The sequence below is a fragment of the Anaerococcus martiniensis genome (assembly GCF_043187485.1).
GTDB classification, from domain to species: domain Bacteria; phylum Bacillota; class Clostridia; order Tissierellales; family Peptoniphilaceae; genus Anaerococcus; species Anaerococcus martiniensis.
In genome coordinates, this window is sequence record NZ_CP171106.1 from 762,330 (window position 1) to 784,154 (window position 21,825).

The following is a 21,825-nucleotide window of genomic DNA, read 5'->3' on the forward strand; positions in this document are numbered from 1 at the left end:
AATTTTTGTCAATCTTAGGCAAAAATTTTTAGATAAAGGTTTTCTTATAAAGTGAAATCAAAGGGAAGATTGCTCTTCCCCTTAATATTCAAATGCTAGTTAAGATTTAATATATAAATCTAGATTGATGCCTCATATTCGTAAGGAAGTGGAACAATGTGTCCTGGGCTTTCTAGAGTTTCTAGAAGCTCTAAACTTTCTTTTACGATTGCTGTTTGCATTTCTACATTGTGTGGTTCACCAGCGTTTGCTCCCATTGGAACTCTTGGAGCAGATACTCTTGGTGCACCGTTTTGTCTAGCTACTGGAGGTAGTGCAGCGATTAGCACTGTTGGGATACCAGCTTCTTCAATTGCTCTCTGCAAAATCACGGCAGAGCGGTGGCAAGTACCTCAGCCAGCAGTTAGTATAGCAGCATCAACTTTTTCATCTAAAAGTCTTTTAGCGATTTCTGGACCTACTTCTTCTGTGAAGACTTGTACGTTTCCACCGCCACCCATTGTACCAAAGTTTTCTGGTGCGATAGCTCCGATAAATCCTTCATCTACTAATTCTCTAATTCTATCAATAGGGAACATACAGTTGATATCACGGTTAACGTCTGAGTTATCGTATCCACCGTGTGATACCATTAAATCTTCTGATTTTGCATCTCCAGGAACTATTCTGTAAGATGTATCACCAGCTAAGTTAAATCTTTTGTCACTTTTTAAGTGTACACCAGCACATGTTACAAGTGCTACTGTCATATCTTTTAAATCTTTGTTGACTTCAGCCCAAACTGGATCTGGAGTAATAGGTACAAAGATTTCTGATTTTAAACCTTTTACAGCCATTAGATATTCTCCTTTTCTTCGTATTCTTCAATTACTTCTGGATAAGTTAACATTATTCCTACAATATCGCCTACTTTTGCAGGTCTATCACTAATTATCATTCTTTTTGGTATGTGTAGTTCCCCAAGTCTACCAAAAAATGATATATGAACTCCTCCATCGGAGACATCCATTATAGTGCCTTGTAGGTAATTTAAATTACCCATTGGATCGTCATATTGGTTATTATGCATCTGTTGGATCGAAATCGTCTGCTTCGTAGATTTCTTTACGTTTTTTACTCATTTTTAGAGAAGTTTCGTTTGGAACTAATTCGATTTTTTGACCAGTTTGTTCTTCGATAGCTTTTACGTTAGCTTCTTTTACATCTGGTGTCCATTTTCTGTTTGGTTCTTCGATTTCTTCTCCTTCAATCTTAGCTCTTAGCATTTCTAATGCTCTGATAGCATCTTCTTCTGCAAGACAGTTGTTTTCTAAGATTTCGTTTTCGATACCTTGACGAGATTTGTTGTTATCAACCATTGCATTCATGTGTTCATTACCAACTACTAATTGTCCTTGAACAGCTGAATATGTCATACCTACTACTGGTACTCCACGTCTACCAATTTGATCAATGTGGCTTGCAAAGTCGATGTGGTTGTTACCAAATCCTTCTGTTGTAACAATTGCACCTTCTAAGTCCATTGTATCAATTGCATTTCCTAAAAATCTTGATACATATGATTTATCTGTGTTTGCTTGAGGGCTACCTACAAACATTACACCACAAACGTCATAGTCAGGATCTGCTAGAGCTTTTAATACAAGTGGTTCTCTAAAGTAGTGTCTAGATGTTTCTTTTGATGCTGGTCCTATACATGTTAATGCGTGGATAACACCATCTAGTACTTGAAGTGGGTTTACAATTACTGGTACGTTTCCTAAGTCTACGTTAGCTTTTGCTCCTTCAGTACCTACTGGTTCTGTTGGCCAGATATAGTTATCGTGCATAGCACCTTGACCCATGATTTCTTTTACGATTAGGATTTTGTGTTTACCTGGGTGACGAACGTGCTCAAATTCATCTACTCTTTCAACAGCTGATTCATCAAGATCTTTTAATGCATTTCTGATTTCTTGAGTAATTACATCTGTTGCTCTATGTGCTGACATTGGTCCTGGTCTTTCCATGTTTGTACCAGCTTTGATTGTAACATCAGTTTTGATTAGGATATCTCCATCATCTGGTGAACCTGGTCTGTTAAATAGGATGTTTCTATCCATTTCACCTTCTGATGAACCGAATTCTCCGATTTGTACTCCGTTTTCATCTGTACCTGTTACTACAATTACAGCACCTTCAACAAGTCTTGTTGTTCCTTCACCAATTTCTGCACCTTCTAATTTTGTTGCAATTGGTTGAACATCCATGATTGTATTTGAGTATTCACCGTATTGTTCTGGTGTGATAATATCAAGTTTGATATCCATTACTAGTTTTTCAGAATCGATTGCTTTTTTAACTAAGCTTTCATCAATTGTGATTACACCATTTTCAACTTTAGTTTCATCACCCAGTTTAACTTCATTAATCTTAACTATTTCTCTTTTAAGAAGATTTTTTTTTACATCTGCTTCGCTTAATTCAGCTGCACTTCCGTCAACTTCTGATGGATTTGCAACTAATAGGTTGCTATCACCTTGAGAAACTGCGCTTGCTCCATTTGCTGCTGCTGATAATGGAATTTCAAGGTTAATGTTTTTACCTTCTCCAATGTGGATTTTAACTACACCATTACCTAATTTTGGTGCTACAGCATTTCCTGCTTGTGTATTTAAAGCAGCGTTTGCTTGATTTGCAGATGCAGTTTGTGTTTCTGCTGGGCTTACTTCTTCACTAGCTTCTTCTTCCTCTTCTAGAGATTCTTTGTAGTCATCAGCATTTGCTGGTGTTAAAGCTGTTAGTGAATCTGCAGTTGTGTTAAGTGTAGCTCCCATTACTTGACCGATTGTTAATGTGTCTTCTGGAAGTTCAAGAATTCCCATATCAACCATTTCATCAAATAATGCTGGGTCTTCTAAGTTATGTTCTGATAGCACTGTTCCTGCTTCTGCTCTACAGCAAAGAACGGCAGGGTCATTTTTATGCTTTTCAGCCATTTCTTTTGATAGTGACATATGTCCTCCTTAATAAAGATATTTATAAATAACTACTAATGTAGTACTTACTTATATTACTGTTATTATACTATTTTTTGAGTATATTAACAATATTTTAACTAAATTATATATTTATTGAAATTAGTAAACTAGAATTCAAATTCTAATCTGATATCTTTTCCTTCTTCAATATAAATTACAAATCCGTTATTTTCTGTTTCACTAAAGTCAAAACTTATATCAACATCTTCGCTACTTGTTGCTGCTAGTGCTTCTTCGTTTGAAACTTCTTGGCTAGTTTCTTCTACTGCACTTACAACTTTTGATGTATCTACTAAATCTGGTGTGATAGCTGTTAGACCTTCTACAAGTCCTTTTAGTTCTGCACCTAAAACTTCGCCAATTGTTAGTGTATTTTCAGGAATTTCAATAAGTCCTAAGTCTACTAATTGGTCAAACATTGCTGGATCTTCTAGAAGCGCTTCATTTACTGCTGTGCCTTCTACTGATCTTAAAGCTAATACAGCTTTTTTATCAAGATTTGCTTGAGCTTGTTCATGTGTTAATGCCATATTTGCTCCTTTACTTCATTGCTCTTGTTCTTTCAAGACCCATTGAGTCTTTAGCATGGTCTGTAGCATGGTGCATTTCTACTGGGATATTTGCAACGTTTGCTGCTACTGTGTTTGAACAATCTGTGCAGTGACCGATTAAAATATCAGTTGCGCCATTTTTGTAAAGATTTAATACTTTTTCTGCTTGGCCTGGGCAAATACCTGGGTTTTGACATTTAAATACGCCTGGTTTTACTTCTTTAGCGTTTTTACATGTTTCATAGCCAACTAAGTCTTCTTCTTTGACACCCATCATTTCTGCAATGTGAAGTAATCTATCTTTGTTTGGTCCACAAGCACAACGGATAATTCCAAGGTTTGTAACTTGTTCACATGGGTCTGCTACTATAATTCCACCAGCTGTTTTTGATAAAATTTCTTCTTCAAGCATTGTATGACCTGTGTATGGTCCACCGATGATGATTTCTCCAGAGTTTTCACGAACTCCACCGAATTCTTCGATGATGTCAGAAAGAATTGTACCGATTGGATATGTTCTTACTGCATATTCGTTTTTGCCTAAGTTATTTAGGTTTCCAGCAACAGTCATCATTTTGTCGATAAGTGGTTTGCCATCTGTATATGCATCGTAAATTGCAATAGCTGTCTCAGAGTTCATTACAACTGCATTTGCAACATTTGGTAGGTCAGTTACTTCTAGTAATTGGTTTAAAACGTCTCTGATGATAGCACGTTCTTCACCAACTGGATACATATTTTTAAGTGGGAAAACTCTGATGTCTGTAATATTGTTTTCTTTAAGAAGTTTTGTTAATGCTTTGATTTCTTCAGTGTGAATTATTTTCATAGCAATAAATGCCATTTTTGCATTAATATTTTCTTTAACAAGTTTTACAGAATCTATGAATTTTTGTGGATTTTCTTTAATTTGTGCAATGTTATGCTCAAGTATTGGCTCACATTCTGATGCGTTGATTAAAAGATATCCCTCACCCTTTAAATCTGTATTAAGTTTTACATAAGTAGGGAAACCCGCACCACCTAGACCGATAATACCAGCTTCTCTTGCTACATCTGCAAGATTATCTTTTTTATCTATTTTTAGATATTCTTTATTATCATCTGTTTTTTCTATGTAGATGGCTTCATCAGTTACTTCTTTGACTTTACCATTTACAGATGAATAGATTGGTACTGATAATTGTTCAGGGTCAAAATCAGCAATTTTTTGGCCTCTTTTAACCTCATCACCGTCTTTTACGATAGGTGAAGCAGGAGCACCAATACCCATTCTTAGGTTAAATTTTAACATTCTATACTCCTTTTACTGTGTTATAGTAAATTAAAAACACATTCATGATTGCGTTTATTTGATAAAGACGTCTCTTTACCTATAATAATAGTATGTTTTCTTATCAAAAAAGTCAAGTTTATGCATACGTTTGCTTTGCTTAAAAATACAGAAATAAACTTTGCAAAAAATCATCGTTTAAAGTAGTTTAGCTAATGTTTTTTAATAAATTTTAACAATCTTTTTAGGAAATTTTTTTATAATCCTTAATAACAAATATATTATTAATTTTGTTGTTGTATTTTTCCTTAATATAGCTTATAATGAGAGTAGCAAAAGGGAGTAGCCCAATTATTTAATCGTCAGAACGAATTTATTTCCGGTTAAATAAACCCTCACACGGTGGCAAGACTTTTGGCAGTTTTGGCCAAAAGTCTTTTTTATTACCATTTTTGCTAAAATATTTTAGGAGGAATTATGGACTACCAAGGTTCTAGAGAGGAATTATTAGAAAAAATTAAGTCGAATCCAAAGACTGGTCTTTCTTCTAGCGAAGCCCAAGCTCGTTTGGAAAAATATGGCCCAAACAAGATTGAATCTTCAAATAAAAAATCAATGCTAGAAAAAATCAAAGAGCAAATCCTTGATCCAATGGTAATTTTACTTATAGTTGCATCCATTATTTCAGCTTTCACAGGCGATAAAATCGAAGCAATAATTATTATTGCAATTGTAATTATCAATGCTATTATGAGTATCTACCAAGAAGGACAGGCTGAGGATAGTGTAGCAGCTCTTCAAAAAATGAGCAGTCCTGAAGCAACTGTTATCCGTGATGGAAAACGCGGAAAAGTAAAGGCAGAAGATCTTGTTCCTGGAGATATTGTTATCCTTGAAACTGGTGACATCATCCCAGCTGACATTAGACTTCTTGATTCACGAAACTTACAAATTGACGAATCATCATTAACTGGTGAGTCAGTAGCAGTAGAAAAGGATGCCCAAGCTGTTTATGATACAGAGGTTGGTATAGGAGATCGTAGCAACTCAGCATTTTCATCATCTATAGTAACTTATGGTCACGGTGAAGGTGTAATAACTGCAACAGGTCATGACACAGAAATTGGCCACATAGCTACAAGTTTGGACTCTGTTGAGGATAAGGAAACACCACTTCAAAGACAATTAAAGGAATTATCTAAAAAACTTGCTATTCTTGTAATTATAGTTTGTATCCTTGTATTTGTAGTTGGATACTTTAGAAGCAATATGACATGGCTAGAAAACTTTATGGTTGCTGTATCTCTTGCAGTTGCAGCTATACCAGAAGGACTTACAGCTGTAGTTACAATTGTTTTATCAATCGGTATGAATCGCATGGTTGAACGTAAGGCTATTGTAAAAAACTTAGTTTCTGTAGAAACTCTAGGTTCTACAACAGCAATTTGTTCAGATAAAACTGGTACACTTACTCAAAATGAGATGACCATTACCAAAGTATTTACAGACTTTAAAGAATTTGACGTAGATGGATCTGGTTATACTCCAGAAGGTGATATAACACTTGAAGGTGAAACTATCGCAGATCATGACCAAATTAAACTTTTAATGACTGTGGCTTCATTATCAAATGATGCAAACTTAATTGAGAGAAATGGACTTTATGAAATAACAGGTGACCCAACAGAAGGTGCTATGCTAACCCTTGCTGAAAAATGGGGCATTGTCCAAGAAGATTTAAATGAAGCTCATCCAAGAATTGATGAAATCCCATTTGATTCTGATAGAAAAATGATGACAACCTTCCACGAAATGGATGGAACTTATTATGCAATGACCAAGGGTGCGCCAGATATTATGATAAATAATTCAAGCAAAATCATGGTTGATGGCAAATTAGAAGATTTTACAGAAGATATGAAAAAACAAGTTTTAGAAGAAAATACAAAACTTGCCAAACAAGCCCTTCGTGTAATGGCATATGCTTTTAAACCTTATGAAACTTTAGAAGGCGAAGAATTAACAACAGAAAATATCGAACGCGAAATGGTATTTGTTGGTCTTACAGGTATGATTGACCCACCAAGACCTGAAGCCAAAGCTGCAGTTGCTGAGTGTCACGCATCTGGAATCGATGTAATAATGATAACTGGTGATTATTTTGAAACTGCCCTTGCAATTGCAAAAGAACTTGGTATTGCAGAGCATGAAGACCAAGCTATGCAAGGAAGCGATTTAAATAACAAATCAGAAGAAGAAATTAGAGAAATTGTAAAAACAAAAAGAATATTTGCCAGAGTTTCTCCACAAAATAAGGTGCAATTAGTTAATGCCCTTCAAGCAAATGGCAATATTGTTGCCATGACTGGTGATGGAGTAAACGATGCGCCTGCAATTAAAAATGCAGACATTGGTATTTCAATGGGTATTACAGGAACTGACGTTGCAAAAGACACTGCAGATATGATTTTAGTTGACGATAACTTTGCAACAATTGTAAATGCAGTAGAAGAAGGAAGAGTAATCTTCTCAAATATCAAAAAGTTCGTAGGATTCCTACTTTCATGTAATATCGCAGAAGTTTTAATAGTATTTTTATCAATTCTATTTGGACTTCCAAGCCCACTTACACCTATCCAACTGCTTTGGTTAAACCTAGTAACAGATGCTTTCCCAGCACTTGCCCTTGGTGTAGAACCAGCAGAAGCTGACATCATGGAACGCCCACCACGTGATCCAAGCGAGTCAATCCTTTCTGGAGAGACAGGTAAAAATGTAATCTTACAATCAATTGCAATTACAATATCAGTACTTGCAGCCTATATCATTGGCCTAAACTACATCTTCCCAAATAATATTGAAGGTGCACACACAATGGTATTTGCAACCCTTATTACAAGTGAGCTTTTAAGAGCATTCTCTGTAAGAAGTGAAAAATTTACATTAAAAGAACTTGGGTGGTTTAGCAATAAAAACTTATTAAAGGCAAATCTACTATCATTTGCCCTACTACTTTTAGTTATGTATGTGCCACCATTAAGAAGACTTTTCGAACTTCAATTTATTTCTTGGGAATGGTTGATAATAATCCCATTATCATTCCTACCATTAATAATAGGAGAGATTAGAAAAAGAGTTAGAAGATAAAAATAAAACCTAAGCCACATGGCTTAGGTTTTTTCTTACATAAATTGATATATTATAATATAAAGTACCCCAGAACTTGCATCTTTCTTATAAAAGAACATCCATAAAAATTTTCTTAAAACTATCTATATCTATATCAGAAACAAAATTCACATTTTTATAAAGATTTGAATGAGCTCTTAAATCTGCAACTGTCATACCACGAGTAAATTCTCCCCTCGTTTCTACATCCATGTGGACCATCTGGCTTTTAAAAATTTCTGGATTTGTATGATACATGACAGCTAGGGTATCGTGCATAAAGGTTGTGTAGTTTTCCTCTGCTCCTGCTTGTTTTATCCTTATATCCATAACAGATGATAAGATTTCATTTATTTTTTTATCTGATTTTTTAAATTCCTTATGCATATCTATATCATAAGAAGTCTTTGTTGTTACATTTAGGCCGACCATATTTATTTTTATGCCACTAGCAAAAACAATGGCAGCGGCTTCTGGGTCAGCAAAGATATTAAACTCTGCACTGGCTGTCACATTGCCCATGCCAATTGCACCACCCATGATTGTAATTTCCTTTATTTTTTCTTTTAAGTCTGGACGAGCTAGGATTAGACTTGCAATGTTTGTAAGAGGGCCTACTGCAATGATTAAAGTCTTTTCATTTTTTTCTAAAACTTCTGCCATAGCCTTAATTGCTGGTTGGTTTTCTAGTTTTGCAAGCTCATCATCCTTAAATTTATATCCTAAAAGGCCATTTTCTCCGTGAAATCCTTCTGCTGAAATTTGCTTACCCAAAATTGGTTTATCAAGCCCCTTAAATATCGGAACTTGCCAGTCCATGGCATAGGCTAAGCCTTGTAAATTTCTTGTTGTGTGTTCAATTTTTACATTGCCCGCAACTGAGGATAAGATCTTTATATCAAAGATTTCACTTTTGTTTAAAAAACTCAGGGCAAAGGCATCGTCTATGCCAGGATCTGTGTCAAAAATTGTAGGTATTTTCTTCATTATTAGCTAATCTCCTAAATATAAATTTTTTACAAAATAAAAGACGGAATTAATCCGCCTTATCCCTAATGATTAATATATCCATGATTTCCAAACTATATCCTCACTTGGACTGTATAGAATTGGGCCGTAGGCATGATCTGGAGTTGCCTCATCTTTTTCAGGACCATGGAGAGGATTTATTTGATTTTCAAGGGCTGTTCCCTTTCTTTTTTCAAGTGGAATTGGGGCACCATCTAAGTAAAGAATATACTCATCGCCCACATTTAATTGCTTAACAAAATCTACAATTGCTTTTTGTGGCATATTTTCATCCACTCCCGATTCTGAAGTTACATATAGACTTTTTAATTTAAGCTTATATGCCCCTTCATCAACCTGCTCCACGTATTCAAATTGCCCATCAAAAGTACTTTCATGGATTTCATCAGTTCCAGCTTTTTTTGCCGCTTCTGCAAGCCCAGCATCAAATCCATCACCATTTTTTGTTGCAAAGTATTCTCCAGTAAATTTTCCCTCTTTTAGGAAGTTTAATCTAGTAAAAATTTGAGGACTATCTTCGCTAATGCTATCGATTTTTACACCTTCAAGTTGTTTAAATACGGAAACTCCCTCTTCTAATTGGTCACGGAGGACTTCTTCTTTAATATTTTTGTGATTTTCTAAATCTTGCTCAATGGTTTCTCTTTTTAATTCTGGTTCTGGATTTATAATTTCTTTTCTTTTTAAGGGTTCTTTGCTTTCTTCAGTTGAAACGCTATCTTCAGTTGAAACTTCTTTTGAAACTTCTTTGTTTTCAACATTTGTATCTGTATTTTGATTGCCACAGCCAGCCAAAACTGCAAGCATGGCTAAAACTAATATTTTATTTTTCATTTATTCTCCTAAAATAAATCTATTCTTTTCTCTACGCCCATAGACTATACTATTTTATACCCTACAAACCAAAAATAATTCCAAGTAGGGCACTGATTCCAATTATTGCAATCGGATGAATTTTTTTGAATTTTATAAGGACAAATAGATAAACAATAAATAAAGTCATTGGCAATAATTTTACCAAATCTCCTGGATTTCCTGTTTGTCTAAATAGAGGAATATTTAATAGGGTCATGGCAATTACAGATGACATGGCTCCCAAAATAAGTCCTGCCGTTGCGGGACGAATAGTTTCAAACATATCGTGAACTATTTTTGATGACTTAAATTTTGCCATCATCCTTGCAATTATTAAGGTAATAATTACAGGACCAGTTATTAATGCAAGGCTTGCAAAAATTGCCCCGGGGATTCCATAGGATTTAAATCCTGCAAAGCTAGAAATATTTATGCCGATTGCCCCAGGAGTTGACTCTGAAACTGCAATCATATCTAATAGTTCTTCCTCACTAAACCAACCAAAATTTTTGGCCATTTCTTGTAAAAATGGAATGGTGGCCATGCCGCCGCCTATGGCAAAAATTCCAGTTTTAAAAAATTCCCATATTAATCTAAGCATCTTTGCCCATCCTTCCTAGCAAGATACCAAATACTCCTACTGCAATGACAATAATTACCGGTGATATTTGCAAAAATCCTATGGCAATGAAGGTTAGTAAAAAAATGGCAAATTTTAGAGGAGTCTTGGCATTTTTATTAATCATTTTTAAAACTGAATAGAAAACCAGGGCAGAAACACCCACACGTATGCCAGCAAAAGCGTGCTGAATCCATGCAATATGGCTAAAGGCCCTTAAAAAGTTTGCAATTACTAAAATAACTATTATAGAAGGTGTTATAAAACCAAGGGAAGCTATGATACCGCCAATATTGCCAGCTTGGGAAAAACCACAAAATGTTGCTGTATTTACAGCAATAATCCCAGGTGTGGATTGGCCAATTGCATAATAATCCAGAATTTCTTCACGTGTGGCCCAATTTTTATTATCTACAACTTCCCTTTCCAAAAGCGGAAGCATGGCGTATCCTCCACCAAAGGTAAAGAGTCCAATTTTGGCAAAAGTAAGGTATAAATCTATTAAAATATTCAAAATAAACTCCTTTTTTGTTTCTCTTTTTTAGTATATCACAAATTTTTATTAATTTAGATTTTACAAATAAATAACATGGTCCTAATAGAATTTTTTTATAATAAATTCTGGTATTTATAAATAGAAAAGGAATAAAAATGCAAATTATAGAAGAAAATTTAAAATTAAATAAAAAGGATAATCTGACCCACAGGCGATTTCCCTTTAAACTTGATGAAAGTTATGACAGATTAGTCATAAAATTATCCTATTCTCCAACCCATGTTCCTAAGGGAGAAAATATAGAAGTTTTAGAAGAAGCTGTTGAAAAATATTTAACTGATGAGATTTATAGTGATGAAGACCGCACAGGAACTCTTGGTGCAAACATTGAAAATTTCCTAACTACAAGCTTATTTTATGAAGGAAAATTTGTTGGCGCCTACCACAATAAGGCAAACGACCAAGGAATTGTAATCAGCCCAGAATTTTCTTCCAGGGGTTATAAAAAATTTGAAATAAATTCAGGTTCCTACGAATTTGTCCTATCCATGCACTCTTGCAATAGTGATGTAGATGCCAAAATTTCATTGGAGGCTATAAATGAGTAATTTAAAATATATTCCAGTTTTGCTCCACTCACACAGCCACCATTCTGATGGTCACTTAACCCCAGAAGAAGTGGTTAGAAATGCCAAAGATTTTGGTTACAAGGCCATGTTTTTAACTGACCACAACACTGACGCTGGCGTGGATGAAATATTTGAAAAAAATTTTAATAAAGACATTTTGCCAGTTTTTCATGGCATTGAATGGACAACTTTTTTTGGCCACTTGCTAATTTTGGGCTCTCATGATTCAGGAAATTATACTAAGGCTACACTAACAAATATTGAAGATTGTATCGATCAAATCCGTAGCGAACATCCTGATGCAGTATTTTCCATAAACCACCCCTTTGACATGGGAAACCCTATTTGTACTGGCTGTCACTTTGAATTTAATATAGATGATTATTCTAAATTCTCCTATTTGGAACTTATAAATGGAGAAAACTCTGAAAATAGCAAGTCAACTCAATTAGCCTATAAGTTTTGGAAAAAACTTTTAAATGATGGCTACAAATTAGCTGCCCTAGGCGGCCGTGACTGGCATGTCAAATCTAAAGATGATGATAGTGTACCTATTAATATGCTCGGCATAAGTGGCGAAATTAATGAAAAAAATATCCTAGCTGCTATTAGAAATGCAAATACTTACCTAAGTTATGGTCCAATTTTTACCTATGATTTTGAAAATATCGAGTTAGGTAATCAGATGAGTGAGGGTGAATTTGCTGGGAAAGTTACTGTCACAGAAGGTGAATTTAAAAATACTTCCTATATAAATTTAAATCCCAAAAAATTTGCAATTTATAATAACAATGAAATAATTTTCGAAAAAGACATTTGCTACGGGGAGGATATTGATTTTATTATAAATCCCAAAAAGGGGTATCTAAGATTTGAAGTCCTTGGGGATATGAAGGATACAGAAAATATAAGACTAGTAACTACTTCCCCAATATTTGTAAAATAAAGGAGAAAAAATGAAATTATTATTTGATTGCGACGGTACAATCCTTGATTCTATGCACATTTGGGTAGACCCAATCAACGAAATATTTGAAAAATATGGTTTTAGATTAGACACTCTTTCTAAAGAAGAAAAGGGTAAAATCGAGGCCCTACCATTAGATGGCATGTGCGAATTTATAGCAGATGAACTTGCAGAAGATATGAGCAAGGAAGATGTCCGTGAATATTTTGATGAAATCATCAATGACGGTTATAAAAATTCTTTGATGCCAAAAGATGGTGCTCTTAAAAAATTACAAGAACTTCATGAAAAAGGATATGAGATGGCAATAGCTTCATCAACTGACTCAATTTATTTAAAACTTGCCTTTGAAAGACTAAATATTGACCAATACTTTAGCTTTTTAACAACTCCAGACCTTGCAGATTCCAAAAAATCTGACAAAGAATATTGGCAATATGCCATCGATCAATTTGGAGTAGATGCAAATGAAGTAATCCTATACGATGATGCCCTTTATGCAATAAAAGCTGCAAATGCTGTAGGTATCAACACTTGTGGAGTAAAAGACTTCCCTTACAACGAAAACGAGTGGGAAGATATAAAAGAAAACGCGACCCTATATCTAAATGGTATTTGGGAAATAGATGCTGATAATTTATTAGGTTAGAGAAAATATAAAGGATACCGGTAATTCGGTATCCTTTTTTATTTGAAATCAGTATAAATTTAGCCAACCTAGAATTATCTAATTTTACACCATCTTTGATGGATTAACTAATTGACCAAATTCATCATCTGATAAAAACCCTAATTCTCCATTGGCCTCTTTTAAAGTAAGTCCCTTATCAAAAGCATATTTTGCTAGTTCACTTGCCTTATCATAACCAATTCTTGGCGATAAAGCTGTTACAAGCATTAGTGAATTTTCTAGATTTTTTTCTATATTTTCTTTATTTGGTCTTAGACCTTCTATAAGATTTTCCCTAAAACATTTTAATGATTTGGCTAATAAATTTATGGATTGGTCCATATTGTAGATGATTAGTGGCATATAGGCATTTAATTGTAATTGGCCCCCGCTACTTGCCATTGTTATTGCAAAGTCATTGGCCATTATTTGGATAGCAACCATTGTTAAAGATTCAACTTGGGTTGGATTTACCTTGCCTGGCATAATCGATGATCCTGGTTCGTTGGCTGGAATGTTTAACTCATTTATCCCAGACCTAGGGCCACAGGATAAAAACCTAATATCATTTGCAATTTTATACAAATCACTTGACAAAGTTTTTATAGCTCCATGACTGGCTACTAAGGCTGATTTGCTGGATAATTGGTAAAATTTGTTGGTATCTGAAATAAATTCTGTATCCAAAAGTGCTGATAATTCCTTAGCTACATTTGCCCCAAAAGTCTCAGATGCATTTAAGCCAGTGCCAACTGCAGTCCCTCCAATTGCAAGTTTTCTTAGAGATTGACTAGTGGTTTTTAATATTTCATAATCACGCTCAACCATTACTCTCCATGCAGAAATTTCTTGGGAAAGTCTAATTGGGGTTGCATCTTGCAAGTGGGTACGTCCAGTTTTTATAAGATCAAATTCATTTTCTTTTTTGTATAAACTTTCAATAATCCCTTCAATTTCTGGAAATAAATTATCTTTAAGATTTAATAAACTTGCCACGTGCATGGCTGTTGGAAAAACATCATTTGATGATTGGCTCATATTTACATGATCATTTGGGTGGATTACTTTCTCCCCAGCTTTTTTGTTTGCAAGATTTGCAATTACTTCATTGGCATTCATATTTGTTTGAGTACCAGATCCTGTTTGCCAGATGCTTAGTGGAAATTGGTCATTGTAATTACCAAGCAAGATTTGATTGCATGCATAATTAATCAAATCTTTTTTATCATCAGAGAGTTTGCCCTCATCATTATTTACCTTTGCAGCTGCCTTTTTAACATTTACTAGGGCCATTAATAAGGATTTTGGCATGGTTTCAGTTTCTTTTGGGAAATTTTCCATAGACCTTTGAGTTTGGGCTCCCCAAAGGGCATTATCTGGGACTTCAATCTCCCCTAAAGAGTCTTTTTCAATTCTTTTTTTCATTTTCACCTCTTAAAATAAATCTTCCTCATCAAGGATGCCAGGTTCTATCATCTTTTTGAAGTCGAGTATTTTATCCACTTCTGCTTCTGTTAATAAATTTTCATCTAGGACTATATCACGGATGCTTTCCCCTGTTTTTAGTGCTTTTTTGGCAATTTTCGATGATTTTTCATAGCCAATATGTGGGGCGAGGGCTGTCACAAGTCCTACACTTTTTCCAACTTCTTCGCTTAATTCTTCTCTGTTTGCCACAATATCATCGATACAATTTATTCTTAATGTATAGATTGCTCCTTTTAAAGTTTTTAAGGATTCAAAAAGTTTGTGGAAAATCACTGGCTCAAAGGCATTTAGCTCTAGCTGTCCTGCTTCAACCGCCATTGTTACTGTCAGATCATTACCAATTACTAAAAATGCAACTTGGTTTACCACCTCTGGAATTACAGGATTTACCTTACCTGGCATAATGGATGATCCAGCTTGTTTGGCAGGTAACTTTATATCAAAAATCCCAGTTTGTGGACCAGAGCTCATAAGTCTAAGGTCGTTAGAAATTTTTGAAAGGCTAGCTGCAAAAGTTTTTAAAACAGATGAAGCAAAAAGGATGCTATCTAGGTTTTGTGTTCCATCTATCAAATCTTCATTTTGTTTTAAAGAAAGACCACTTACATCAGCAAGTACATTAACAACCTCATCCACATATCTTTTATCAGCATTAAGGCCAGTACCAATTGCAGTGCCGCCAAGATTTACAAAAGATAAGTCATCTATGGCTTTTTCAAACCTTTTGACATCACGAGATAACACCCTTGCGTAGGCTGTAAATTCTTGGCCAAGGCTCATTGGTATAGCATCTTGGAGTTGGGTCCTGCCCATTTTGTAAACATCAGCAAATTCTTCTGCCTTTTTGTTCAAAGAATCTATAAGTTTGTTAGCTTCTTCGATTAATTCCTTAAAATATCTAATCAAAGCAATTTTTCCGCTAGTAGGTATCACATCATTGGTAGACTGACCCTTATTTACATGGTCATTTGGGTGGATGATTTTGTATTCCCCAGCCTTGCCGCCAAGGCTAATCTCAGCAATATTTGCAATCACTTCATTGGCATTCATATTAAAAGAAGTACCAGCCCCACCTTGGATAGGGTCAACAATAAAATTATCTCGATTTTGACCAGCAATCAGTTTTTCACAAGCTTTTACAATTGCATCAGTTTCTTCCTCTGATAAAAGTCCAATTATTCCATTTTCAATAGCACAGGCTTTTTTCACCTCAAGTATGGCATCAATAAATTTTCCATCCATACCAAGGCCACTTATATTAAAATTCTCAAAAGCCCTCTGACTATTGGCTCCATAAAGAGCGTTTTGATCTATATTAATCTCACCAAGAGAATCATGTTCAATCCTAAAATTACTCATATGTCTATCCTCCATATTTTAATTATATAATATAGGAAAAATCTTACAAGGATATTAGAAAAAGGTTTTTATTTATAAAATAACAAAGAAAAAACACCAAGAAATATCTTGATGCTATTCCAAATTAAAAAGCAAATAAGTAATAGATTTTTTAGCAAGGATTTTTTTGTAAAATATATTTGCTAGCTCTATTGCTATGCCAGGTAGGATGACAATAACTAGTAGGTTTGAGATTTTTACTAGAATTATTGCTATTGCTGCTAAAAATGCGTTTAGAACTAGGATGTCGATTATGTTTACTATCACTAATGCGATTGCATTTTTTGATATTTCTGCAAATTTCATCTCTGGATATTTTGCCATTAGGTAAAAACTTAGGGCCATGGCATTTATAAGTACAAAGGCCATTATTATATTTAGGTAAAATAATCCTGTAAATAATGGATTTATGGATGTTGAAAAGTAAAATAAATCTACTGCAAGTATTAATATTAAACTCACATACAATAGGCTAATTTTCAAGTATTTTAGTGAATAATTTATAATATTTTCCTTAAAAAACTTAAAAATTTTTATTTTTTCCTTATACCTTTCACGGTCAATTTTCTCATGAAGGTCAAAGAGCATAACATTTGCCCCGGCAAAGGTTAAAAATCCTAGGCCCATTACTAGAGAAACAATATATATTAGTGAATATGACAGATAATAATATATCTTTTCAAAGGCCTTGCTTATTATATTTCTAAATTTCCTATCCATTGTCTACCTCGTTAATCTTCATCCACTTACCCGACTTAAATCTTAGGGTAAATAATAATCTTCTTAGGGCTTCATCTAGGATAAATATTATCCAAACCGCCCTAAGTCCCATGCCAAACTTGCTTACAAAAAGATATGAAAGCGGAATTACTAAAATATATGTTGTTACAATACCAACTATTACTGGGAATTTTACATCTTTTAGTACGTTTAATGAATTTACCAAAATTTCATTTGACACTCGCATTGGATCTAATAATATTTGGAAAAATAATAGTTGTGTTACTATTTCAGTTATTTGCGGATTTTTGGTAAAGATACCTACCAAAAATCTGCCCAAAAGTGCTAGGATTAAATTTACTCCAGCAGCTAAAAAGCTAATCCTATTTGCATTTGTTACTCCAAAATTTTTTATTTTTTCAAAATCCTTGTTTCTGTAATAATTACCAATCACAAGATTTCCAGCAACCCCAGCAGCAACCCCAATTGAAAATATAAATGAAGTTATAGTTTGGGTATAGATCTTGGAACTTACTGCAATAGTTCCCAGGGATGCTATGATTGCAGTTATTATTGTCTGGCTAAAATTATAGGAAATTTGCTCCATGGCTGATGGGATGCCAAGGGTCAAAATTTCTTTTTTTAGGGGAATTTTCCTAAATCCTTCCTTAAAATCAAATAATTCTGGGATTTTGCTTTTTAGGGTAAAAAATGTCAAAAGCATACCCAAAAGTCTTGAAACAAGGGTTGCAAGAGCAATATATGATATGCCCCCTAGATTAAAGATAACTATTAATGAGTTACCTAAAATTACTAAGACTGTATTAATCACCGAAACTTTTACCGCTATTTTTACAAAACCAAAGGCACGCAAGGTCCCAAGCATGAGGGATGTCATGGCCAAAAATATGATTGAAACCGAGACTATCCTTATATATATAGAAGTTTCGTTCAAAAGTTCCCTGGGTGTTTGCATAAGCATCAAGAGGTCTTTATTGAATAAAAATACGGCTATTACAATCAAAATGGCGATAATTACATTTAAAATCACAGATTCTTTAAGGATTGATTTTACATAGGCCATCCTTGATTTTTCTGCATTTTGGATAACTAAAATGCTTGCTCCAAGGACTACAATATTGGTTATCATTGCAAAAATATTGAGCAATTGGTCAGAAATCCCAATTGCTGCTACCATTTGGTCGTTAAATAAGGAGAATAAAAATACATTAAAGTTGCCTATAAGGGTTAGGAAAATTTGCTCTAGTAAAAGCGGCCAAAATAAATTTTTATATTCTTTGGTAAAAAGTTTTCTATTTATCTGCATCAATCTGTATGTTTCTAGTTTTTATTTCAAAAGGATCTTTTGTAATTTCAATAACTGTAGCCCCTTTTGCTACATCCCCATAGGCTTGGTAGCCAGAAGAATTTGCAAAGGCCAAGTGGATACCAAAAAGCTCACTATCAAAGTTATTTTCGTGGTCATGACCTACAAGCATGCCCCAAATTTCTCCATTTAGTAGCATATTTGCAAATAGTCCAGTATTGATTTTTGGAGCTGAAATAGCTTCATTAGTTTCTTCTTGGACACCGTATAGAATATTTTCCTTACTTTGCCAGTATTCTGGGATTGGAATGTGTTGGAAAATTATACCGCGTTTTATGCCATCATTTTTTTTATTTTTATCAGCTGTGTGCCTAAACCATTCCACTTGTTCTGGTAAAACCCACTCATAGGTTCCAAAGCCAAGCTTATCGTCAGCACCTGAATCAATAAAGTATAAATATGCAATATCTTCTCCATTGTCTGATAAAGTAATCACATAATTTTCCTTATCATCTATAATAAAGCTATCTTTTTTTTCTGGCTTTTTGCTGATAGTTTTTTCATAGATATCCCTAAGTTCACTTCGAGTTATACCCTCTTCACTGTCATGATTTCCAAAAGTTATAGCAAGGGGAATGTCATATTTGTCAAAATATTCCATTACAATTTGAAAAACTTTATCAGAATTTTTTACCCCATCAGACCACATGATGTCGCCTGTGTGAACAATCAAATCTGGCTTTTCATCAGTAAGAATCTTATCGATAAGATTAAAAGTCCTAATATCATCCTCATGGTGGGGTAGATTTCCAAAGTGGGTGTCGGTAAATTGTACGATTTTAAATGTATTATTTTTAAATTCCATATTATTCCTTTACTGATCCTATGGTGATACCTTGGACAAAATATTTTTGTATAAATGGATATAAAATTACAATTGGTAATATAACTACAATGATGGTTGCCATTTGAAGGGAGTCTCCAGTTACCTGAATCCTATCAAGCTGCTGGTAGGCTGCTCCTGAATTTTTGGCCAAAATATCTGCAAGCCCTTGTTGGCGGGTGAGCATATCTTGAAGGATTGTAGCAAGTGGTTTTAGTTTTTGATTTCTAACATAGAAACTTCCTGCAAACCAGTCATTCCAATGGCCAACAGCTGTAAAAAGTGTAACTGTAGCAATGGTTGGCTTACTCATTGGTAATACCATATCTGTAAAAATCCTAAATTCCTTCATTCCATCTATCCTTGCAGCTTCTACAAGGCTCATTGGTACTTGAGAAAAGGCAGATCTAAGTAGCAAAATATTTGTAACGCTATAAAGGCTTGGAATAATGTAAACCCAAATGGTATTTGTAAGACCCAATTGGCTAAGTACCAAATAGTAAGGGATAGTTCCACCACCAAATAGCATGGTAAAAAATATAAAGAATGTAATCTTTCCCCTGCCTGGCAGGTCAGGAATTGTTAGGGCCCAAGCTGCCATACACATTAAAAATACACCAAGTGCTGTACCAACTACAGTTCTAAATATAGAAATGAAAAATCCATTTATAAGGTTATCTTGCTTAAAAACTTCTCTAAAGTTTTCAAAAGTAAATTCTCTAGGGAAAAAGGCTATGCCTCCTCTGGCCGCATCTTTTCCTGAGTTAAAAGCAAGGGCTAGGATGTGTAAAAATGGCAAAATAATGGCAAGGGCCATAAGTATCAAAATAATATAAAAAATAATTTGGGACCATCTGCTTGTTTGGATGGCTTTTTTTGAACTGTCCATAATCCTCCCTAAATAAAAGATTCTCCGAGAAAATATAAAATATTCTCGGAGAGGCTTTTTATTTTAAAATATTAATAGAATATTGTATCTCCATCTTTTTCTTTTTCTTCTAAGAACTTACAGAAACCTTCGATGTCAGCATCTTTAAGTCTTTGACGAGATTGTTCTAGGATTGCATTTGCTTCTTCTTCGCTTTTTGCATAATATGCTTTAAGGATTGCATCATCCCAATCTTCTAGAGCTTGAGTAAGATTTCCATCTTCTCCTTCAAATTCGTATAGGTAAGCTTTTGGATATAGACCATCGATTACTTCTTTGTCTTCGAATTTTTTGTCGTAGTTATATTCTTCAAGAAGTTTTTGAGCTCCACTAGCTTCGTCTCCTCTTACGCTATCTCCCCAAGATTCTTCACCAAAGTCTCCTAGGTTGTCCATGTCTGTGTATGCAAAGTGTTCGCCCCAGAATGCTCTAACTCCTCTGAAACCTTCTTTGATAGCTTCATCTGGGTTTTCATCTTGAAGTTCAACTAATTCTTTTTTAGGAACTGGTTTGCCATCTACCATATCGTAGTGTTTGCCTTCTAGACCGTAGAAGTATAGTAGTTTTCCTTCTTCACTAGCCATCCAGTCAGCAAATTTAACAACTTCTTCTGGATTTTCTGTTGTTGCTGGCACTGCCCAACCTGTGTATCCAGACTTGTATGGTTTTACCATATTATCAGATCCATCAACTCTTTTAATATCTCCAAGTGGCATCCATTCGCCATTTGCAATTTCTGGTCTATAGTTGTGTGAGTCTGATACGATTGCAAATGATTTGTTTTGGATACCTTCTTGGGCACGAGTTTCTTCCATTGTGTAGAATTCTGGGTGCATTAGACCTTCTTCTAACCATTTACGTACTTTTGCAACTCTTTTTTCACCGTAATCTGTCATAGATTCGTGTTTAACTGTATCTCCGTCTTTGGCAAATTTTTGTTCGCCTTCACCTTGCCACATTAAATCTCTATATGGTCTTGGTCTTTCAGAACCACCCCATGATGTTGGTCCAAGTGGAGTTACAGGGTTGCCATTATTGTCTTCATAGCCACCTTTAGCAATTTTGTCAAGTAGTCCTTCTAAATCATCGCTTGTTTTGATGTCATCTGTTTTTACGCCAAGATCTTCAGCAATATCACGTCTGATAAACATATTTCCAAATAATTTACGTCCTGGGTCTGCAGGATTTCTATTAATTGACATATGAACTAGGTATGTTGCTCCATCTTGGTCATCTCTCATCATGATATTATCTTTTGTATCTGTTGGAAGATAGCCTTCTTCAAAGTATTTTCCGTAAATATTGCTTTCTTTTAGTGCACCTGAAATATCATGGAACATTCCTTCATTACTTGCTTTTAATAGTAATGGGAATTCTGGTCTACCTGAGTTGTCTAGGTAAAAAGCAACTGCATCTGGAAGGTCACCTGATGAAAGTCCTGCTGCAAGAGCTTCGTAAGAATCTTCATTTGATACTGATTCGATTGTTAGTGTGATACCTGTTTTGTCTTTGATATATTGAGCGATTTCTGGGCTCATTGTGCCTTCACCAGTATCTCCCGCTGATTCGAATACTAAAAGTCTGATTTCACGATCTGCTATCCATGTATCTGGTTTGTCTGTGTTTTCTTCTGCTGTGTTAGCATCTTTTTTGTCAGCATCTTCTGTTTTGTTTTCTGCACTTTGAGTTGTTTCTGTCTTGTTGTCAGTTGTGGTATTAGCATCATTGTTTCCACAAGCTGTTAGGGCAACTAAACTCATTGCCATTAGCATCGCTTTGCTAAAAGTTTTTTTGATATTCATAT

The 21,825-nt window shown here is 34.7% G+C and carries 20 protein-coding genes; 4 read left to right on the forward strand and 16 right to left on the reverse strand.

Annotated features, from left to right (window positions below; all coding sequences use genetic code 11):
• Window positions 1-119: 119 nt before the first annotated feature.
• The 5 genes from prdB to prdC form a co-directional block, all read right to left on the reverse strand.
• Window positions 120-836, reverse strand: coding sequence for a D-proline reductase (dithiol) protein PrdB (prdB, locus tag ACF3NF_RS03825; protein WP_394024352.1), 717 nt, complete (start codon window positions 834-836; stop codon window positions 120-122).
• Window positions 836-1,042 (reverse strand): CBO2463/CBO2479 domain-containing protein, encoded by a 207-nt coding sequence (locus tag ACF3NF_RS03830; protein ID WP_394024353.1) that lies wholly within the window; start codon window positions 1,040-1,042, stop codon window positions 836-838. The genes prdB and ACF3NF_RS03830 overlap by 1 nt, the downstream gene beginning before the upstream one ends.
• Before the next feature lie 19 nt (window positions 1,043-1,061).
• Window positions 1,062-2,996: a D-proline reductase (dithiol) proprotein PrdA gene (gene prdA / locus ACF3NF_RS03835; protein ID WP_394024355.1), complete on the reverse strand. Its 1,935-nt coding sequence runs from the start codon at window positions 2,994-2,996 to the stop codon at window positions 1,062-1,064.
• Between the two features lie 131 nt (window positions 2,997-3,127).
• Window positions 3,128-3,550 (reverse strand): hypothetical protein, encoded by a 423-nt coding sequence (locus ACF3NF_RS03840; RefSeq protein WP_394024357.1) that lies wholly within the window; start codon window positions 3,548-3,550, stop codon window positions 3,128-3,130.
• A 10-nt stretch (window positions 3,551-3,560) separates the two neighbouring features.
• The gene (prdC, locus tag ACF3NF_RS03845) at window positions 3,561-4,865 is read right to left on the reverse strand and encodes a proline reductase-associated electron transfer protein PrdC (RefSeq protein ID WP_394024359.1); all 1,305 of its coding nucleotides are present in this window, start codon (window positions 4,863-4,865) and stop codon (window positions 3,561-3,563) included.
• A gap of 456 nt (window positions 4,866-5,321) precedes the next feature.
• On the opposite strand from prdC, the gene ACF3NF_RS03850 reads away from it, so the two are divergent.
• Window positions 5,322-7,991: a cation-translocating P-type ATPase gene (locus ACF3NF_RS03850; protein WP_394024361.1), complete on the forward strand. Its 2,670-nt coding sequence runs from the start codon at window positions 5,322-5,324 to the stop codon at window positions 7,989-7,991.
• An 87-nt stretch (window positions 7,992-8,078) separates the two neighbouring features.
• Here the strand turns inward: ACF3NF_RS03850 and ACF3NF_RS03855 are convergent, their stop codons facing one another.
• The 4 genes from ACF3NF_RS03855 to ACF3NF_RS03870 form a co-directional block, all read right to left on the reverse strand.
• Window positions 8,079-8,999 (reverse strand): nucleoside hydrolase, encoded by a 921-nt coding sequence (locus tag ACF3NF_RS03855; RefSeq protein ID WP_394024363.1) that lies wholly within the window; start codon window positions 8,997-8,999, stop codon window positions 8,079-8,081.
• Between the two features lie 72 nt (window positions 9,000-9,071).
• Window positions 9,072-9,875: a hypothetical protein gene (locus ACF3NF_RS03860; RefSeq protein ID WP_394024365.1), complete on the reverse strand. Its 804-nt coding sequence runs from the start codon at window positions 9,873-9,875 to the stop codon at window positions 9,072-9,074.
• 61 nt (window positions 9,876-9,936) lie between these two features.
• Window positions 9,937-10,497 (reverse strand): chromate transporter, encoded by a 561-nt coding sequence (locus ACF3NF_RS03865; protein WP_394024367.1) that lies wholly within the window; start codon window positions 10,495-10,497, stop codon window positions 9,937-9,939.
• Window positions 10,490-11,029 (reverse strand): chromate transporter, encoded by a 540-nt coding sequence (locus ACF3NF_RS03870; protein ID WP_394024369.1) that lies wholly within the window; start codon window positions 11,027-11,029, stop codon window positions 10,490-10,492. The genes ACF3NF_RS03865 and ACF3NF_RS03870 overlap by 8 nt, the downstream gene beginning before the upstream one ends.
• Window positions 11,030-11,166: 137 nt before the next feature.
• On the opposite strand from ACF3NF_RS03870, the gene ACF3NF_RS03875 reads away from it, so the two are divergent.
• Genes ACF3NF_RS03875 through ACF3NF_RS03885 form a run of 3 tightly spaced genes read left to right on the forward strand, consistent with a single transcriptional unit; the run spans window position 11,167 to window position 13,256 of the window.
• A complete protein-coding gene (locus ACF3NF_RS03875) occupies window positions 11,167-11,619 on the forward strand; it encodes a hypothetical protein (RefSeq protein ID WP_394024371.1) in 453 nt (150 codons plus the stop codon).
• Window positions 11,612-12,586, forward strand: a complete 975-nt coding sequence (locus ACF3NF_RS03880) for a CehA/McbA family metallohydrolase (RefSeq protein WP_394024373.1) — start codon at window positions 11,612-11,614, stop codon at window positions 12,584-12,586. Before ACF3NF_RS03875 ends, ACF3NF_RS03880 begins: the two co-directional genes overlap by 8 nt.
• 10 nt (window positions 12,587-12,596) lie before the next feature.
• A complete protein-coding gene (locus ACF3NF_RS03885) occupies window positions 12,597-13,256 on the forward strand; it encodes an HAD family hydrolase (protein ID WP_394024375.1) in 660 nt (219 codons plus the stop codon).
• 84 nt (window positions 13,257-13,340) lie between these two features.
• Here ACF3NF_RS03885 and ACF3NF_RS03890 read toward each other — a convergent pair whose 3' ends face one another.
• From ACF3NF_RS03890 to ACF3NF_RS03920, 7 genes are all read right to left on the reverse strand, one after another.
• A complete protein-coding gene (locus ACF3NF_RS03890; protein ID WP_394024377.1) occupies window positions 13,341-14,702 on the reverse strand; it encodes a class II fumarate hydratase in 1,362 nt (453 codons plus the stop codon).
• A 9-nt stretch (window positions 14,703-14,711) separates the two neighbouring features.
• The gene (locus tag ACF3NF_RS03895) at window positions 14,712-16,124 is read right to left on the reverse strand and encodes an aspartate ammonia-lyase (protein ID WP_394024379.1); all 1,413 of its coding nucleotides are present in this window, start codon (window positions 16,122-16,124) and stop codon (window positions 14,712-14,714) included.
• A gap of 114 nt (window positions 16,125-16,238) precedes the next feature.
• Window positions 16,239-16,883, reverse strand: coding sequence for a hypothetical protein (locus ACF3NF_RS03900; protein ID WP_394024381.1), 645 nt, complete (start codon window positions 16,881-16,883; stop codon window positions 16,239-16,241).
• On the reverse strand, window positions 16,876-18,210 hold the full coding sequence (locus ACF3NF_RS03905) for an MATE family efflux transporter (RefSeq protein WP_394024383.1): 1,335 nt from the start codon (window positions 18,208-18,210) through the stop codon (window positions 16,876-16,878). The genes ACF3NF_RS03900 and ACF3NF_RS03905 overlap by 8 nt, the downstream gene beginning before the upstream one ends.
• On the reverse strand, window positions 18,197-19,075 hold the full coding sequence (locus ACF3NF_RS03910) for a metallophosphoesterase family protein (RefSeq protein ID WP_394024385.1): 879 nt from the start codon (window positions 19,073-19,075) through the stop codon (window positions 18,197-18,199). Before ACF3NF_RS03910 ends, ACF3NF_RS03905 begins: the two co-directional genes overlap by 14 nt.
• A gap of 1 nt (window position 19,076) precedes the next feature.
• A complete protein-coding gene (locus tag ACF3NF_RS03915) occupies window positions 19,077-19,982 on the reverse strand; it encodes a carbohydrate ABC transporter permease (protein ID WP_394024387.1) in 906 nt (301 codons plus the stop codon).
• A 71-nt stretch (window positions 19,983-20,053) separates the two neighbouring features.
• Complete coding sequence (locus ACF3NF_RS03920) at window positions 20,054-21,823, reverse strand: extracellular solute-binding protein (protein WP_394024389.1); 1,770 nt, start codon at window positions 21,821-21,823, stop codon at window positions 20,054-20,056.
• Window positions 21,824-21,825 lie beyond the last annotated feature (2 nt).

What these genes read in the sequence shown, in the direction of transcription:
- ACF3NF_RS03830 (WP_394024353.1), bottom strand. Translation starts at nt 1,042, where the DNA reads ATGGGTAATTTAAATTACCTACAAGGCACTATAATGGATGTCTCCGAT.
- prdA (WP_394024355.1), bottom strand. Translation starts at nt 2,996, where the DNA reads ATGTCACTATCAAAAGAAATGGCTGAAAAGCATAAAAATGACCCTGCC.
- ACF3NF_RS03840 (WP_394024357.1), bottom strand. Translation starts at nt 3,550, where the DNA reads ATGGCATTAACACATGAACAAGCTCAAGCAAATCTTGATAAAAAAGCT.
- prdC (WP_394024359.1), bottom strand. Translation starts at nt 4,865, where the DNA reads ATGTTAAAATTTAACCTAAGAATGGGTATTGGTGCTCCTGCTTCACCT.
- ACF3NF_RS03850 (WP_394024361.1), top strand. Translation starts at nt 5,322, where the DNA reads ATGGACTACCAAGGTTCTAGAGAGGAATTATTAGAAAAAATTAAGTCG.
- ACF3NF_RS03855 (WP_394024363.1), bottom strand. Translation starts at nt 8,999, where the DNA reads ATGAAGAAAATACCTACAATTTTTGACACAGATCCTGGCATAGACGAT.
- ACF3NF_RS03860 (WP_394024365.1), bottom strand. Translation starts at nt 9,875, where the DNA reads ATGAAAAATAAAATATTAGTTTTAGCCATGCTTGCAGTTTTGGCTGGC.
- ACF3NF_RS03865 (WP_394024367.1), bottom strand. Translation starts at nt 10,497, where the DNA reads ATGCTTAGATTAATATGGGAATTTTTTAAAACTGGAATTTTTGCCATA.
- ACF3NF_RS03875 (WP_394024371.1), top strand. Translation starts at nt 11,167, where the DNA reads ATGCAAATTATAGAAGAAAATTTAAAATTAAATAAAAAGGATAATCTG.
- ACF3NF_RS03880 (WP_394024373.1), top strand. Translation starts at nt 11,612, where the DNA reads ATGAGTAATTTAAAATATATTCCAGTTTTGCTCCACTCACACAGCCAC.
- ACF3NF_RS03885 (WP_394024375.1), top strand. Translation starts at nt 12,597, where the DNA reads ATGAAATTATTATTTGATTGCGACGGTACAATCCTTGATTCTATGCAC.
- ACF3NF_RS03890 (WP_394024377.1), bottom strand. Translation starts at nt 14,702, where the DNA reads ATGAAAAAAAGAATTGAAAAAGACTCTTTAGGGGAGATTGAAGTCCCA.
- ACF3NF_RS03895 (WP_394024379.1), bottom strand. Translation starts at nt 16,124, where the DNA reads ATGAGTAATTTTAGGATTGAACATGATTCTCTTGGTGAGATTAATATA.
- ACF3NF_RS03900 (WP_394024381.1), bottom strand. Translation starts at nt 16,883, where the DNA reads ATGGATAGGAAATTTAGAAATATAATAAGCAAGGCCTTTGAAAAGATA.
- ACF3NF_RS03905 (WP_394024383.1), bottom strand. Translation starts at nt 18,210, where the DNA reads ATGCAGATAAATAGAAAACTTTTTACCAAAGAATATAAAAATTTATTT.
- ACF3NF_RS03910 (WP_394024385.1), bottom strand. Translation starts at nt 19,075, where the DNA reads ATGGAATTTAAAAATAATACATTTAAAATCGTACAATTTACCGACACC.
- ACF3NF_RS03915 (WP_394024387.1), bottom strand. Translation starts at nt 19,982, where the DNA reads ATGGACAGTTCAAAAAAAGCCATCCAAACAAGCAGATGGTCCCAAATT.
- ACF3NF_RS03920 (WP_394024389.1), bottom strand. Translation starts at nt 21,823, where the DNA reads ATGAATATCAAAAAAACTTTTAGCAAAGCGATGCTAATGGCAATGAGT.